11 protein-coding genes and 1 pseudogene are annotated in these 16,682 nt (G+C 40.3%); 10 read left to right on the top strand and 2 right to left on the bottom strand.

From position 1 onward, the window contains the following. From RTJ53_RS04515 to RTJ53_RS04545, 7 genes and pseudogenes are all read left to right on the top strand, one after another. A pseudogene (locus tag RTJ53_RS04515) lies at positions 1-414 on the top strand (Fic family protein); the annotation flags it as partial. 36 nt (positions 415-450) lie between these two features. Continuing rightward, positions 451-2,367: a site-specific DNA-methyltransferase gene (locus tag RTJ53_RS04520; protein WP_312276035.1), complete on the top strand. Its 1,917-nt coding sequence runs from the start codon at positions 451-453 to the stop codon at positions 2,365-2,367. 18 nt (positions 2,368-2,385) lie between these two features. Next, positions 2,386-5,667: a restriction endonuclease gene (locus RTJ53_RS04525; protein ID WP_312276036.1), complete on the top strand. Its 3,282-nt coding sequence runs from the start codon at positions 2,386-2,388 to the stop codon at positions 5,665-5,667. Positions 5,668-5,720: 53 nt separating this feature from the next. Next, on the top strand, positions 5,721-7,193 hold the full coding sequence (locus RTJ53_RS04530) for a DUF3375 domain-containing protein (protein ID WP_312276037.1): 1,473 nt from the start codon (positions 5,721-5,723) through the stop codon (positions 7,191-7,193). 33 nt (positions 7,194-7,226) lie between these two features. Continuing rightward, a complete protein-coding gene (locus RTJ53_RS04535) occupies positions 7,227-8,219 on the top strand; it encodes a DUF4194 domain-containing protein (RefSeq protein ID WP_309576405.1) in 993 nt (330 codons plus the stop codon). A 49-nt stretch (positions 8,220-8,268) separates the two neighbouring features. Continuing rightward, a complete protein-coding gene (locus tag RTJ53_RS04540) occupies positions 8,269-11,634 on the top strand; it encodes an ATP-binding protein (protein ID WP_312276038.1) in 3,366 nt (1,121 codons plus the stop codon). A 9-nt stretch (positions 11,635-11,643) separates the two neighbouring features. Beyond that, the gene (locus RTJ53_RS04545) at positions 11,644-12,909 is read left to right on the top strand and encodes a Wadjet anti-phage system protein JetD domain-containing protein (protein ID WP_159375528.1); all 1,266 of its coding nucleotides are present in this window, start codon (positions 11,644-11,646) and stop codon (positions 12,907-12,909) included. 27 nt (positions 12,910-12,936) lie between these two features. Here the strand turns inward: RTJ53_RS04545 and RTJ53_RS04550 are convergent, their stop codons facing one another. Both RTJ53_RS04550 and RTJ53_RS04555 read right to left on the bottom strand, forming a co-directional pair. After that, positions 12,937-13,944, bottom strand: a complete 1,008-nt coding sequence (locus RTJ53_RS04550) for a RepB family plasmid replication initiator protein (protein WP_312276039.1) — start codon at positions 13,942-13,944, stop codon at positions 12,937-12,939. 392 nt (positions 13,945-14,336) lie between these two features. After that, positions 14,337-14,555, bottom strand: coding sequence for a helix-turn-helix domain-containing protein (locus RTJ53_RS04555; RefSeq protein ID WP_312276040.1), 219 nt, complete (start codon positions 14,553-14,555; stop codon positions 14,337-14,339). Between the two features lie 140 nt (positions 14,556-14,695). On the opposite strand from RTJ53_RS04555, the gene RTJ53_RS04560 reads away from it, so the two are divergent. From RTJ53_RS04560 to RTJ53_RS04570, 3 genes are read left to right on the top strand one after another with little or no spacing between them, the layout of a single operon-like run. After that, entirely contained in the window at positions 14,696-14,911 is a 216-nt protein-coding gene (locus RTJ53_RS04560) for a hypothetical protein (RefSeq protein ID WP_312276041.1), read from the top strand. A 10-nt stretch (positions 14,912-14,921) separates the two neighbouring features. Then, the gene (locus RTJ53_RS04565) at positions 14,922-16,121 is read left to right on the top strand and encodes an Arm DNA-binding domain-containing protein (RefSeq protein ID WP_312276042.1); all 1,200 of its coding nucleotides are present in this window, start codon (positions 14,922-14,924) and stop codon (positions 16,119-16,121) included. 14 nt (positions 16,122-16,135) lie between these two features. After that, positions 16,136-16,426 carry a hypothetical protein gene (locus RTJ53_RS04570; protein WP_312276043.1) on the top strand — a complete coding sequence of 97 codons (291 nt, stop codon included), beginning with the start codon at positions 16,136-16,138 and terminating at the stop codon, positions 16,424-16,426. The last annotated feature ends 256 nt before the right edge of the window (positions 16,427-16,682 follow it).

Here is a 16,682-nt window from a genome sequence, read left to right on the forward strand (position 1 = left end):
AGCACTGGGATTAACGAGCCGAGCACTGGGATTAACGAGCCGAGCACTGGGATTAATGATGTCATTATCATCAAGGAAGTGGGGGATTTAAGTAATGATATGCTACTAAATCTACAATCCATTGTAGCGTCCGCAAGGGCTAAAGGCAGATTCACCCCTGAGCAATCGAAAAGCATCGTATTACAAATTTGTCAAAAGCAATTTATGAGCAGTAGTATTTTAAAACATTTTCTCAATAGAGAGATTGATACGATACGCAGAAAGTATTTATCACCCTTGCTTAAGGAAGGGTTACTTGAACTTGCTTATCCTAAAACATTACAGCATCCAAGCCAAGCCTATCGCACAACCGACAAAGGGCTAGCGTATCTACAAACGCTAGATGATAACCCACAGCAAGACTTGCTTATTTAATCCAAATAATTCATTCAAACTCTCAAGGACTTCCCCATGACCACGCTAAAAATGCACACCCCAAACCTAGTCGATAGCAATATTGAGCGTCTTGCCGCGCTGTTCCCCAACTGTGTCACCGAGAAGCCAAAAACCGATGAGCAAGGCAAGGTTATCCGTGATATGAACGGTGAAGTAGTGCTTGAGCGGGGCATTGATTTTGAATTACTTAAGCAAGAATTATCGCATTCGGTCATTGATGGGTCGCAAGAGCGTTATCGCCTTGACTGGGTGGGCAAGCGTGAGGCGATTGTGACGGCGAACAGTCCGATAGCTAAGACGTTACGCCCGTGCCGTGATGAGAGTGTGGATTTTGAGACGACGGGCAATTTGTTTATTGAGGGGGATAATCTTGAGGCGTTGAAGCTATTGCAGGAGAGTTATCTTGGCAAGGTGAAGATGATTTATATTGATCCGCCGTACAATACGGGCAATGATTTTATTTATAACGATGATTTTGCGGCGGATACGGCTGAGTTTTTTGAGCGGTCGGGGCAGGTGGATGGTGATGGCAATCGGTTGGTGGCGAATACGGAGAGTAATGGGCGGTTTCATAGTGATTGGTTGTCGATGATGTATAGTCGGCTGAAATTGGCTCGTAATCTGTTGGCTGATGATGGCGTGATTTTTATTTCGATTGATGATAATGAGCAAGCTAATTTAAAAAAAATTTGTGATGAAATTTTTGGTTCGATAAACTTTATAGCTAATGCAGTTTGGCAAAAAAAATACGGACCTGCAAACGATGCTCAAGGGATATCCGATACTCATGAACACCTAATAATATTTGCTAAAAATGCAAAAATTTGGAAGCCAATTTTATTGAAAAGAGATGAAAAGCAATTATCAGCTTATAAGAATCCCGACAATGACCCACGTGGAGTTTGGAGAGCTAGCGATTTGTCAGTTAGAACTTATTCAGCAAATTGTTATTACCCAATTGTAGGACCAGATGGTAGAGAGCATTTACCTCCAGAATCAACATCATGGCGTGTATCTGAGGCAAAGTTTAATGAACTTTTAAATGATAATAGAATAACATTTGGGGTGTCAGGCACAGGTCGCCCAATGCAAAAGAAATTTTTAACAGAGGTTAAGGAGGGTATTACTCCACAGACTTGGTGGTCTAGGGAGTTTGCTTCAGATACAAAAATAGCTAGGTATGAGATGAAAGAGTTAATTCCTGAGAATGTATTCGATACTCCCAAGCCTTCCATGTTAATACAAAGATGTATAGAGATATCTGCTAAAGATGGAATAATTCTCGATTTTTTCTCTGGTTCAGCAACGACTGCACATGCTGTAATGAAAAGTAATGCAGAGGATAATGGCAAAAGACAATTTATAATGGTTCAAATTCCTAGCTTAAATGATGAAAAAAGCCATGCATTTAAGAATGGATATAAAAATATTTGTGAAATCGGCAAAGAACGCATCCGCCGAGCAGGGGCAAAAATCCGCCAAGACCACCTAGACAATGCAGACATGGACAAAGACCTAAGCCATCTTGACACAGGCTTTCGTGTACTCAAAATCGACACCACCAACATGAACGACATCTACTATCGCCCCGACCAATACAACCAAGACCTACTTGAGCAACTCGAAAACAACATCAAATCCGACCGTAGCGATGAAGACCTACTATTCCAGTTTATGCTAGACACAGGCGTGCCATTATCCTTGCCCATCCAACGCACCGCAATAAATGGACACACCATCTACCAAGTGGGCGGTAACTCACTCATCGCAAGCCTAGACTACATCGACGCAAATATGGTCAATGACATCGCCGCACTCAATCCACTGAAGTTCATCACCAGCGAACGCGCCATCGCCACCGACAGCGACAAAACCAACATCAAAGAACGCTTTAAACAACTATCACCGCATACCGATGTCCGCTTTATCTAAGGGAAAAGGAGAAAAAACATGAAAATCACCTTCAAACCCTTAGCCTACCAACTCGATGCAGTGCAAGCCGTCGTCGATGTGTTCCGTGGACAAGAACAACTGATTGGGCAAACACGCTACACACTCGATAGAGGCATACAGTCAACCCCAAAACGTTTGCCACAGCAAGCAGGGCTAGACTTTGGCGACAGTGATACGTTGCAAAACGCTGCCTTACAAACCTATGATATGTTGGACGATGAAAATATCGGTTTTGCCAACACGCCGTTATTTGACTTAAACGAGATTCTCAAAAATATTCAAACTATTCAAATCAATCGAGGCTTGCCAAAATCCACCGAGCTTGTCACCAGTGACAACAAAAAAGGCGACAATCTCACCACAAGCCCGCTCAATCTCAATATCGAAATGGAAACAGGTACGGGCAAGACTTATACCTACCTACGCACCATATTTGAGATGAACAAACAATACGGCTGGAGTAAGTTTATCATCGTCGTGCCTAGTATCGCCATTCGTGAAGGCGTGAACAAAAGCATTGCCATGATGGCGGACGACCTACTGGCAGAATATGGCAAAAAGCCACGAGCTTTTATTTATGATTCCAAAGCCTTGCACCATCTAGAGAGTTTTAGCTCAGATGGTGGTATCAACATCATGATTATCAACGTGCAAGCCTTTAATACCATAAAAGAAGGGGCGAACAACGAAGCATCCCGCAAAATTTACGCCAGCCTAGATGAATTCGGCTCTCGCCGTCCCATTGACGTGATACGCCGTAACCGCCCCATTATCATCCTAGACGAACCGCAAAAAATGGGCGCTGACAAGACCTTACAAAGCCTTGCCAACTTTAACCCGTTATTTATCCTACGCTATTCCGCCACCCACAAGCGTGACTATAACCTAGTGTATCGCCTTGACGCACTGGATGCCTATAACCAAAAACTGGTCAAAAAAATCACCGTTAAAGGCATTGAAGTCAAAGGCTTGACGGGCACAAATGGCTATCTGTACTTACAAGACGTGGTTGTCTCAAGCAAAGCGCCCGTTGCACGGCTAGAGCTAGAAATCAAATCAACCAAAGGCGAGTTTCGACGTGAAATCCGGAATATTGCAAAAGGCGATGACTTGTTTGTAGTATCCAAAGAAGCCGAACAATACAAAGACCGCTATACCGTCACCCAAGTCACCGCCGATAGTATCGAATTTGCCAATGGTATTGTGCTACACGTTGGGCAGGGGAATGTGGACGATAAAGACTTACGCCGTATCCAAATCCGAGAAACCATCCGCTCACATTTGGACATCGAACAGCGGTTATTTCATAAGGGCATTAAAGTCCTAAGTCTATTTTTTATCGATGAAGTCGCCAAATACCGCCAGTACGACATGGACGGCAATGCGGTGAATGGCGAATATGCTGATATCTTCGAACAGACTTACAGCGAAGAAGTAGGCAAACGCATTGATTTAAACCTAACAAATGACCCATACCAGGACTATCTTAAAGCCATCACTGCTCAAGGTACGCATAACGGCTATTTTAGTCTTGATAAAAAACGCCACATGGTCGATCCCAATGTCAAAAGCGTTAAAGACGAAGAACTGGGCGAAAAAGTGCTGGTCGCTGATGACATCGATGCCTATGACTTGATTTTAAAAGACAAAGAATCCTTGCTTGCTTTCCCCGAACCGCTTGATAATGACGAACAAATCGCGCGTAAAAATGTGCGTTTTATCTTTTCGCATTCTGCCTTGCGTGAAGGCTGGGATAATCCCAATGTCTTTGTCATCTGTACGCTTAAGCACTCGGACAACGTCATCTCTCGCCGTCAAGAAGTAGGGCGGGGATTACGTCTAGCCGTGGATAAACATGGCACACGCATGGACAGTGGCTATCTACCACTCGGTGAAGTACATCGGCTCAATAACCTAACCGTGATTACCAATGAAAGCTATGCTGAATTTGTCGGTAATCTACAAAAAGAAATGCTGGCAAATCTAGCCACTCGCCCAAGCAAAGCCAATCCACAATATTTTACGGGTAAAACCTTGGTGAGTGAACTGGGTGGGCAAATGGTCGTTGATGACAAGACAGCCAATCAGATTTATAAATATCTCGTCAAAAATGATTATCTCGATGATGACGATAATCTACTGGCAAAGTTTCAGGACGATAAAGACAATGATAGCTTGCCAAAACTGCCCGATGAGTTGCAACCCTTTGCCAATTCTATCCATAAACTCATTATCAGCGTGGTGAATCCAAATGCCCTTGATGGCATGTTTAACGATGGCAATAGACCTAAAAATACCATCAACCCAGACAATCTAAACCGTAAAGAATTCCAAGCCCTATGGCGACGCATCAACCAAAAATCCATCTATCAAATCCAGCTTGATAGCGACAAATTGATAGCCGAAAGTATCAGCGAAATTGACAAAGTCAGCCGCGAGCGTAACAATAACTTTGTGCAGTCACTCACCTATACCGTCAAAACATCTGAGCAAAAAGATAGTCTAGATTACGATACAGTGAAACAAGGTGACAGCTTTGGGCAAGTGCAGTCCAACCGTGAGCAATATAGTGTGACTGTACAAACGCCGATTCGCTATGACCTTATCGGGCAAGTGGCAAGCCGTACCAATCTGACCCGTCGTACTGTCATTGCTGTATTGAGTAAAATAAACTCAGCGGTGTTTTCACAGTTTAAACATAACCCAGAAGCCTTTATCAGCGAAGTCAGCCGTATCATCAACGAGCAACAAGCCAAACTAATTGTACAAAACATCGCCTATGAGCTTACCCAAGAGCGATACGATAGTAACGATATCTTTGTAAGTAATATTCCTTTGTCAGATACCGCAATTAAAGCCAACCGTCATGTCTGGGAGTATGTGGAAACAGACTCGGATGTTGAACGCAAATTCTTGGCAGAGCTAGAGCAGCACATCAATGAAGTCGTAGTGTATGCCAAACTGCCCAAAAACTTTGTCATCCCCACGCCATTTGGCGGTTATAACCCTGACTGGGCGATTGCCTTTAATCAAGACAAAGTGCGTCATGTCTATTTTGTCGCAGAGACCAAAGGCTCTACCAGCGAAATAGACTTGAGAGAGACCGAAAAACAAAAAATCGCCAGTGCCAAAGCGTTTTTTGCCAAACTGCAACAGACACAAGGGAACAATAGCGAACTTGAACAAGTGGATACCTTGGCGGCAGTTGAAAAAATGCCAGTTAGCTATGAAGTAGTTAATAGCTTTGACAGCTTAATGCAAATCGTAGGGATAAAATAGACAGAGGGCGTATCGCATAAGCCCAAACAACATTAACTAAAAAAGGCATCATCATGAGCTTTATGGCAAAATCGGCAAATTACCAACGTCACTTTCGAGAGTCGGCTGCATGGCGACTACTGCGAGCCGATAATGCCCCATTTATTTTAGCTTTTATTGCTACTGCTTTTGAGACCGACAATGAAATTAGTTATGGGCAAGCTAGAATATTGCTCGATAATGCTTTGGATGAAGCACGGCTTGATGGCAGTTGGCAAACCGAATCTAACGCAATGACCTATCTGAATGATTGGATAAAAAAAGGTTGGCTTAGAGAAATGGATAACCGCCTGACAGTCACTGACGCTACTGATAGGGTATTACGGTTTTGCCAAAGTTTTGATGAGCGGATTATCAGTACATCTGCATCGCATCTGCGGATTGTCCAAGAGTCGGTTCGAGATTTGGCGGTGATGATGAGTGAAAATACGGCCGAGCGTATCGCTATTTTAGAGAAACAAAAAGCCCAGTTAGAAAGCCAAATCAATGACTTAAATGTAGGTAAAATGGTCTATCTCAATGACTATGAGAAAAAGGAACGAATTCGAGAAATTTATAACCTTGCGTACAGTTTAACAGGGGATTTTCGGCTACTTGAAGAAGAAATCCGCAAAATGGATAAGACCTTACGCGTACAAATGATTGATGATAACTTGAGTAAAGGCGAGTTACTGCAAAAAGTATTTGAACAAGAAGACTTACTTGCCAAAACTGATGCGGGTAGTGCATTTGATGGATTTTTTCATTTGTTATCCGATGACAATCGCTTAACCGAGTTTACCGAGCAGATGCGAAGTGTGCTCAAAACCACTGATAAAAACCAACTTGCCCCACATCACCACCAGTTTTTGAGCACCATTATTTCAGAGCTAACACGAGAAAGTGATAGAGTATTTCGTATCAGACGACGTACTGAAGAACAGTTAAAGTCTTACATTGAAAGTGGCGCAATGAGCGAGAATCATGCAGTTGATAGGCTAATTAGTCAACTTGAAAAACGGGCAATTGCCTTTAAAGACACGCCAAAAATTATTGATAAAGACCTGAATCTAACAATTAAAGTCGGCAAAATGCCGTATTCATCGCCTGATAGTATACGGCTCAGAATTGCTGAAGAAAAACTTGATTTAAGCGACATTCAAGAGCATGAAAACAATCACACCCTAAGCCAAAAAACGTTAGAAAATTTAGAAACAGTCCAGGTCGTTGAAGTCGCCAAAAAAATCTATTACACCTTAGATCAATACGGTGCGATGAGCATAGCGAGTATCAATAACTATATGCCAATTCAAGCAGGACTTGAGGAATTGGTCGCGTTCATCCGTATTGCAAAAGCTGTCAAAGCCACCGACATCGGACAAACAGAGTTGATTTTGGTCAATGATAAATTTGGTAATCAGCTAAAAGCAACTATACCTAAGCTAATTTTGACAACTGAGCATTTCCCTCAAGATTTTATCGATAATCCGATGGCTTTAGCGTTATAAAAATCTCTTACAGCGAATAAATCTGGAAAAATAATGACAAACAGCTTTTTTGACATGGTAACTAGCACCGATAATTCGACCTGTTTTGACACCCAACAGCAAAATGATTCAAAGGCTTCGAGAGTATCAAGCCAAAATATTGATCATGGTAGCGATAGGCAAAAACTGAACACACAAAAGATGGATGAAAATGGATCATTCGATGCGCGATCAGATGCTCAATCGACCGCTATTACTGAGAGTGACATGCCAGCTGACGCACGCCGAGCGTTGATTTATTTATCTCAGCAAGGCGTGATACTGCACAGTGCCAAACCGCAATTATTTGACAATATTGTGCGTCATCAAACCAGTATTCGCCGTCATTTATCCGAGATCTATTGTAGCTTAATTATTGATGAACATAGCGGAGTTGCTTTCGTAGCGAGAGCAGATTTTGTCGCAGAAAACCATGAACAGCTTAAAGGGCTAGATAATTTCGAAAATGACACCGAGCAAGCTGAACTGGATGGCGAAGATATTACGTCCATGATTCAAAAACGTACGCTCAACGTATATGACACGCTTTTATTGCTCAATTTGCGTAAGTACTATCAAGAACGCCAAAACTTGGGCGAGACTGAAATCATCATCGATATCGAAAAACTAGAAAGTTTAATGTCGCCATTTTTGCCACTCACCGACCACGGTTCAAAAGATAAGAAAAAACTCTCAGCGAGACTGGAGCATTTTGCTAAAAATCATAAATTGGTTACTCTCAAACGGGGCAACGTTGAACGCTATGAGATCACACCTATGATACGTTATGTCGTCAATGCAAGCCTATTACAAGCCATGCTCAATGAATACATCGCATTGCTTGGTGAGATGCCAGACAAGTATGACGATAAAGAACACAATCTAGAACAGTCGAGCAATGCTGTCACTAATCAAGTGAAAAATGACACAGTAGTAGAACTTAACTTGCCAACAAAAAATACAACAGGGGACACGCAACTATTCGGACAGCAGGACAGCCTATTTTAATATTAACACAGCACTAGAAATAAATCTTATAAGTAAAAAGAGATATGTCATGGAAGCCACGCTACTTAATCAATCCGATAACGGACAAATAAAACTACGAGAAATTTCGCTATTTAATTGGGGCTCCTTTGCAGACCTGCATACTGCTCATATCGACCCAAATGGCACATTGATTACAGGAGATAACGGTGCAGGAAAATCCACGCTGGTTGATGGACTAATGGCTCTACTAATGCCACCTAGTAGAGCCAATTTCAACATCGCCGCCGCTCAAAACGACAAGGCAGATCGTACCATTCTATCTTATATGCGTGGTAGTTATGGTCAAGAACATGATGGGACAACCACCGCCACTAAATCCAAACGCAGTCAAAAAGTCGTCACAGGCTTACGAGCTTATTATCGCCAAGATAATGGTAATGATATTACTCTAATAGCGCTATTTTGGGCAGATAACACAGCGACTAGTGCCAGTGATGTCAAACGCCTGTATTTGGTTGCCAATCGCGATGTAAAGCTAAAAACGGTACTGGCAGAGTTTGATGAGAAATATGACCGCACGTTTAAAACATGGCTGGAGAGTCAGCATATCAAGCATATGACAACCTTTGATGAGTATCAAAAACTGTATCAAGAAGTTTTGCACTTAAACAACAAAAATGCCCCAGCTTTGCTTTCTCGAGCATTAGGGCTTAAAAAAATCGATAACTTAACCGACCTTATCCGTACCCTTGTACTTGAGCCGAGTAACTTACGAGAAGATGCTCAAGCTATTGTCAAAGAGTTTCAAGATTTAAAGAAAGAACACGATATATTAGTCGATGCCCAAGAACAAGTTCAACGGCTTGAGCAACTACCGATACTCGCCAAAAGAATGGAAGAAGCCAAACAGCAACTTAGCGAACTTGAAGTTTTAAAAGACGCTATTCCCATTTATCTTGCCAAAATCGAACAACACGCCCTTGCAAAAGAGCTTGCAGTGCTAGAAGCGGATTATCGAACTATTGAAACTGCCATTCTTGATAAACAAACACAACTTGAGCAAACCAGACAAACTGCCGAAACTTACCGTGATGAATACATGAAACTTGGCGGTAATCGCATTGAATCGTTACAAAAAGATATTAACTATACCCAAGATGGATTACGCCGTACTAGCAAAAATGCGTCTGCCTATCAACAGCTTTGTGAAGTTTTGGATATCACAACAAACTTAACGCGAACCACCTTTATACAATATCAACAGCAAGCAACTAATAATCAAGCGATTTTAGGCGAGCAATACACCACTGCACAAAATAACTTTGGTTTAGCAACAGGTAAATTTAGTCAAACGCAACAAGATCTATGCAGTGTAGAAAGTGAAATAGAGCAAATTCGACAACGCCCAGACTCCAATATTCCATTACGTTTACAACATTGGCGAGATGCCCTTTGCCAAGAATTAAATCTATCACAAAATACCAAATTTATCGGTGAAATGTTGGATATTGAGGATAACCAAACCGCTTGGCAAGGGGCAATCGAGCGCGCTTTAGGGGGTCTCAAAACAACTTTACTTGTGAGTAAACAGGATTATCCAGCTATCACTAGCTACATCAACACGCAACGGCACACTGGGTTACATTTACGAGTGCAAGTGGTTGAGAATACCAGCGCCACAGCGACTGAATTTTCAGCGAATGGGTTTTTGCGAAAACTTAAATGGCGAGAACATCCTTACCGTGATTGGCTTAAGGGGTTTTTAAAAAAATATGATTTAACCTGTGTCGATGATAGCGAGCAACTGGATAATACACCTTTTTCTATGACGATTACAGGATTGATTCATCGAGAATGGAGGCGTTTTGAGAAAAAAGATACGCATAAAATCGATGACAGACGTGAATGGCAATTGGGCTTTAATAACCAATCCTTATTAAACTCACTGCTTTCTCAACAACAAACGTTCAAAACTCAACTTGTCGAACAAGGAAAAATACTCGCACAAGCTCGCCAAGCCATGACCAACATAGAAATATTAAAAAATCGTTGGCACAAATTACTTGAAACCAACTGGGATGATATCAATGCACCGTTTTGGCAAACCCAACTCGATTACCAACAGCAAGAACTTGCCACGCTTGAAAATGCCCAAGGCGATATTGCCAAAGCAAAACAACTATATCAACAAGCTGAACAAAATCTTAACGAGTTACAAAGCCAGCTAATTAAACTTAATCGCAAAGAAGGGGCGAAATCTCAAGAATTAAAAAGCCATCAGCTTAAAATCACCCAAAACGATATCTTAGCCAACCACCCGATGAGCGAAGCCATCATAGAGCAACTGGATAAAAAATTTAAACAACTCGCTCACAATGCCGATGTATTAAAAACTCGCCTTAATGAAGACATTGAAAGTGCTAGTAATCGTATCAGTCGAGACAGTAAGTCAGCGATTGGTATTATGGGTAATTTTAAAGGCAATGAAAAATGGCAACCTATCACGTCAGATTGGTCAGCAACTGAGCAAGGTATGCCAGATTTTCTTGCCCATTATGACCATCTAATACAAGAAGGGCTTGCAAAACTTACGACAAAATTTAAAAGCCGTATGAATAATAATCTCACCCAATCGTTGGCGAACTTTAAGACCAAAATGAATAGTGAGTTAGAACAAATCAAACAAGGTATTGAGCAAGTCAATCTGGTACTTCAAAAAACCGAATTTCGCCAAGGTACATTTTTACGCCTAAAAATCAAGCCAGAACGCATTGTCAATGTAGTCGAATTTAATAAACAGCTTGCCATGCTCATGGAACTCATGACCACAGAAGAACATGAAAAACGCTTTAAGCTGCTTAGTGATATCAACGCGGTACTTGATAAAGCCGCTAATGGCACTACAGCAAGCAACCTTGAAAGCTTAAGACTGCTCGACCCACGTTACCAAATGAGTTTTAATGCTGAAGAGTTTAAAATAGATTCTGAAACAGGTGATGATATCGTGATAGATATATTAAGCTCATCAAGCGGTAAATCAGGGGGAGAAAAAGAATCGTTCGCAGGTATTATTGTTGCTGCAAGTCTTGCCTATGTACTTACGCCAACAGGAGGCGATAAGCCGATTTACAGTACTGTATTTTTAGATGAAGCTTTCTCCAACACGCAGGAATCGGTCAGTCGCCGTGTGCTGAAAGTATTTAAAGAACTCAATATCCATATCAACTTAATAACCCCTTACAAAAACCTTAACCTAGCCCGTGAAGCTGCCAATAGCCTGATTATCTGTGAGCGCAACATCAATGACCATGAAAGCAGGCTTACCGAAGTGACTTGGCAAGACTACGATAAACAAAAAGCGCAACAGCAAACAAGTCATCTGAATGAACAGCTAGCTGAAATGAACATTCAAATTAGCCATGTTGAAACATAGGAACATGGTATGAATCAAATTCAAACTACGTGGGGCAAGCTGCCTAATGATGTTCTCAAAGAACTTAATCAGCGTTACTGGCAAAATTTAGGCAGATTTAAACAACTGCTAAACCATGAGATCTCCCAGGAAAATGCTATTGAAATAACACTTAAACCCCCAAGCTCTGGTAAAGTAGCCGCTCAAAACACGCTACATTTTCAAGCTTTTGTTAAAGCGTGGCAGATTTTCGAAACTCAGCATCCAAATAGCCATATCCAATTAGAAACTAAAAATTTAGGTTTTCTTGGTGAGCAATCTATTCCAGTAAAGTTAATTATCCATGACCTTAATACGCTTGCTGAAATTTTGGGCAAAGTGGCGATTGAACGCCTTGATAGTTTGCAATTTAAATTTAAAAGTCTAGTTCAACTTAGCCCAAATCCAGACACACAAAAAAGGATTTTTGATAGTTTAATTAATCACTTAGATATGATTGAACGTTTATCTAATGAACAAATTGCCAATCTAACCATCTTGATTCCACAACTATATGAAGGTATGGGTAAAGGTAATTACCTTAGAGCGGTAAACGTCGCAGGTATTGACACTAAGTTTATAGAAAATAATTTTAGAACAATTGAGATTCTAGTACAAAGCCTGCACCAAACCGACAAAGCTATTACTTTAGATACGATCGATGAAAATAACCACCTTACATTATTAGCTTGGCTTGGCTGTAATATTAAGCCAAAAGATTGGCTGTTTGTACGACCACTTTGCGACGCATCAAAATTGGCATTGGCAAATTTGCCTATTTTAAAACTATCTTCTCAAACGTTATTAAACTTCGAATTACCTGCAGATAATATCTTAATCATCGAAAACGAAACACCTTGTTTTATGCTACCAAATTTAGCCAATACGATTGCTGTCGCTGGCGGTGGAAAGAACCTAACATGGTTAAAAGCACAATGGCTGAAGCATAAAAAAGTGGGCTATTGGGGTGATATTGACTCAGAAGGGCTAGCAATGCTCTCTTATGCCCGTAAATGCTGTGCTCATGTTGAGTCATTAATGATGGATAAACATACGCTAGGAAGCCATGATCATAAACGCGTTGCCGAGCCTGTTTTTAATCAAGTAGCACCCAAATTTTTAACCATTGACGAAGCCGAGTTGTTTGCGTTTATTCAGCAGCAAGATATTGACAAGCGACGACTTGAGCAGGAGTTTATCCATCAAGATGTTATTTTACAGGTATTAAAAAACTGGGTTCTTGGGTTAAAAATCTAATTTATTCATTATAGCAGTGGCATAAAGCTAATACGTTTTTTCAAACCCCGCCCTCACCAAATACGGCATATACTCCCCAATTTTACCCAAATCTCGCTGTAAATCTTGAGATATACGGCTCATAAAGCTTGCCATTGCTTCACCGGATCGCGCAAACTTACTGCCAAAGCCTGAATCATTCGCAAGAAGATTAGCAAACATATCTGCCTGTTTTGGGCTAAGAAGTTTCACACTGTTATTAGAATTATCTTTACTCGTATGATTTAACTTTATGGATTTTAGTTTTTTGATAATCATAGAGAAATGTGTAAAGCTACGCCCTAGACGGGTAGGATCTAGCGTTACTTCAAAGTCACCTTGGGCATTAATTTGCTTAAGCCCATAATCTAAAACACGACGCCGAAATTCACTAACTTCTGGATAGGAATCTATATAGCCCAAATATTCCTTCCACTCATAAATGGTCATAGTAGGAGTTTTACCAATGTCTTTCCATTTAAGCACCAACTCGTACAGTCGTTTAGTGCTACAACCTTTAAAATCAATAGTTTTAAGATAATCGTACTTGGTGTAAGCCTTGCCTGTATTGCTAATGATATGTCTGACTAAATCAGAAAAATAAAGCGTAATAAACCCAGTCTGCTCAACATAGGTAGCATTTTGTACCCAATGGCATTCGGTCGCAATAGTTTTATATTTTGAATGATTGGGTCTAACGACCAATAGCTCATCCGTATTTTCTGCTGATAAATCTTTGTACAAGGTAACTGCCAGTTTCTTATTCGGTAAACTTTCGGCACAGTCTTTTAGAACACGGTAGGCATAGGTCGAGCTAACTCGATTGGCAGTCGCAAACTCTCTTACACTGATGATAACTTGATTAGAGTCAGACTTTTGTAAATACAATTTGTTAATAGCAAGCGTGATTAAATCATATTCCGCCATTGTCAAATTGCAGCTAGCCTCGACCAGTGTATTAGGCTTAGTGATAATGATAGATGACTGTTGACCGCAGTAAGCGTTGAGTTCATACATGATAAAACCTCCAATTGAACATACGTTTTATTATAAAAATCGCAGGTTTTGGAGGCAAAACACAAAATGACGTTAAATGATATCAGTTACAAAATTCACTTAATATTTTAATTTGAGTACTTTAAAAATTATTAAGGAAAATCAAATCAATCCTTTAAGAAATAAAGCCAATAATTTGTACACCAATCTCAACTAATCAAGGGGCAAATTCATACCTACTGTCAGCCGATTTCCAACGAGTTGTAAGGCGTATTTGAACTAATAGTACATTTTATTGCTCTCAAACCCTTGCTTATCAAGGCTTGCAGAGGCTCTATAATATATATAATTATTATAATAGAGATAAGTTTTTTCTAAAAATTTTGAATACAAAAAAATTTGAAACTTAAATATTAATTTTCACTTTTTTCATTTGGTACATATTCGAAAATATCACCAACATTTACATCTAATGCCTCACAAATTTTATCAATGGTATCAAAATCAATGCGAGATGTTTGGTCATTATAAATTTTATGCATGGTTGATTTGCTAATATCAGTCATACGTATCAAGTCAGCAACTTTCAGCCGTCTCTCTGCTAAAAGTACGGGTAAATTACTTTTTATCATAATAAAACCTTAAATTTTGCAAAAAGTACTTGTATTGAACTATATTTTACGTTAAAGTACTTCTATCGAATAACAAAATAGTTGTATAAAACTATTAAGGATTTCGATATATATTAATTCTCATTGAATAAGAGGCTATTATGACACAAACCTACCTTACTACAGAAGAACTTTCTCAGCGTATCAAATACGACCAACGCACGATTCGCAATCAACTCAAAGACAGTGTATTGATTGAAGGTATTCATTACATTCGTCCGTTCGGTGGTCGCAAAATTTTATACGTTTGGGAGCAAATCGAAAAGGACATGAAGAAAGCCTTCGCCAGTAATGTCAATGCAATGACACTGCAATAAGGAGATCAAAATGGCAAGTATTCGTACCCGAAAGGGCAGTAAATTTTTACTCGTTGATTTTATGTTTATGGGTCAACGATGCCGAGAAACGACCAATCTTTTGGATAATCCTGCCAACCGCAAAAGGTTGGAAAAAGTAATTCAAAAAATGGAAGCAGAAATTACCTTAGGGATTTTTGATTACAAATCTTATTTCCCCAAAAGTAATAAAGCAGACGAGCTTATGGCGTTAAAAGAACGTGCCGATACGATTTTGTCTGATACACCGCTGTTTGGCGACTTTGCCAAGTTATGGTTTGACGAGAAAAAACTGGAATGGCGTCCGAGCTATCAAATTAAGGTACGCATAATTCTGGAGAAATACTTGATGAAGCATTTTGGACATCGTGCGTTGACTGCAATCAATAGAGCAGATGTGTTAGCTTTTCGTGCCTCCCTCGCCAAAGTGAATCACGGTAAAGCTAACAACACCTTGTCTGCCACCAGAATTAACTCGATTATGATGACCCTTCATATGATACTGGAAGAAGCTTCAAAACGCTATAAATTTGAGAATCCCAGTGAGGATATCAAAAATTTAAAGCTCTCAAAACGAGAAATCATGCCATTTTCGTTAAGTGAAGTATGGTTATTCATTAACAACGTCCGTGAAGACTACAAAAATTATTACACGGTGCGATTTTTTACAGGTATGCGAACCAGTGAAATAGACGGATTACTGTGGCAAGACATCGATTTCAATCGAAAGGAAATCCATGTCAGAAGAGCATTGGTGGAAGGAGAATTGGGCGAGCCAAAAACGCTTGAATCAACACGCGATATTGCTATGTCACCTTGGGTATATGAAGCCCTACAAGCTCAGTATAAAGTGACCTCTGGGCGTTCAAAATTCGTGTTTTGTGATAACCGAGGTAATCCATTCGATTATCGCAGTATCAATCGACGAATCTGGACACCTACACTTAAAAATTTAGGGTTAAAACATCGCCGTGCCTATGAAACCCGACACACCGCAGCCACGCTTTGGCTTGCCGCAGGGGAGGCACCCGAATGGATTGCCAAGCAAATGGGACATGCTAATACCATGATGTTATTTAAAGTCTATAGCCGTTATGTGCCCAACAATACCAGACAAGACGGCAGTGCGTTTGAAGCCCTCATCGCCAGTAGTCAACCTGCCAATCAAAACATTCATCAAAATAACCAATAATTTGAGGTAGAAACATGGAATTTATCGATTTTCAAAATCTAGTCCAACAAACAACCAAAAATAAAAAATACTTTGTTACCGCTGAGGCACGCGACTTAGGCAACAAGTTAATTTTTGAGTATGGCATTACAGCAGACCAAGACTTAGCAAGCTTTTTAAAAGTGAGTACCAGACTAAATGGACAACGTGCTGTCAGAGTATGGGCACAAAAACAATTGCCTCTAATTGATGAAGATGAAACTGATGATGAGCGTTATCGCCAACTACGTCATCTTTTTCAAAAAGCGATCCCTAATTTTATGTAAGGAGCTATTATGCGTATTCATCTACTTACCAATGGCATGTTAACCGGTCAATCATTACAAATGTGCCAAGATTATTGGCGACCTTATTACCCTTATATCCCATTTGACTTTTCACTAGAATGGCACATTCAACAAATCTGTCATCGATACAATGTTACCTTTGAAGAGTTGTTTTCAAGCCTAATGAAAGTCAAGGCTTATGATTCAAGTATCAGATGTAGACATTGCGGAAGGATGTATGAACTATACAAGCCGT

Source organism: Moraxella sp. CTOTU46711 (genome assembly GCF_031975715.1).
GTDB lineage: Bacteria > Pseudomonadota > Gammaproteobacteria > Pseudomonadales > Moraxellaceae > Faucicola.

Excerpts from the sequence above, each read along its gene's own strand:
- RTJ53_RS04530 (WP_312276037.1), top strand. The coding sequence starts at position 5,721 with ATGAGCTTTATGGCAAAATCGGCAAATTACCAACGTCACTTTCGAGAG.
- RTJ53_RS04525 (WP_312276036.1), top strand. The coding sequence starts at position 2,386 with ATGAAAATCACCTTCAAACCCTTAGCCTACCAACTCGATGCAGTGCAA.
- RTJ53_RS04570 (WP_312276043.1), top strand. The coding sequence starts at position 16,136 with ATGGAATTTATCGATTTTCAAAATCTAGTCCAACAAACAACCAAAAAT.
- RTJ53_RS04560 (WP_312276041.1), top strand. The coding sequence starts at position 14,696 with ATGACACAAACCTACCTTACTACAGAAGAACTTTCTCAGCGTATCAAA.
- RTJ53_RS04555 (WP_312276040.1), bottom strand. The coding sequence starts at position 14,555 with ATGATAAAAAGTAATTTACCCGTACTTTTAGCAGAGAGACGGCTGAAA.
- RTJ53_RS04565 (WP_312276042.1), top strand. The coding sequence starts at position 14,922 with ATGGCAAGTATTCGTACCCGAAAGGGCAGTAAATTTTTACTCGTTGAT.
- RTJ53_RS04550 (WP_312276039.1), bottom strand. The coding sequence starts at position 13,944 with ATGTATGAACTCAACGCTTACTGCGGTCAACAGTCATCTATCATTATC.
- RTJ53_RS04535 (WP_309576405.1), top strand. The coding sequence starts at position 7,227 with ATGACAAACAGCTTTTTTGACATGGTAACTAGCACCGATAATTCGACC.
- RTJ53_RS04540 (WP_312276038.1), top strand. The coding sequence starts at position 8,269 with ATGGAAGCCACGCTACTTAATCAATCCGATAACGGACAAATAAAACTA.
- RTJ53_RS04545 (WP_159375528.1), top strand. The coding sequence starts at position 11,644 with ATGAATCAAATTCAAACTACGTGGGGCAAGCTGCCTAATGATGTTCTC.
- RTJ53_RS04520 (WP_312276035.1), top strand. The coding sequence starts at position 451 with ATGACCACGCTAAAAATGCACACCCCAAACCTAGTCGATAGCAATATT.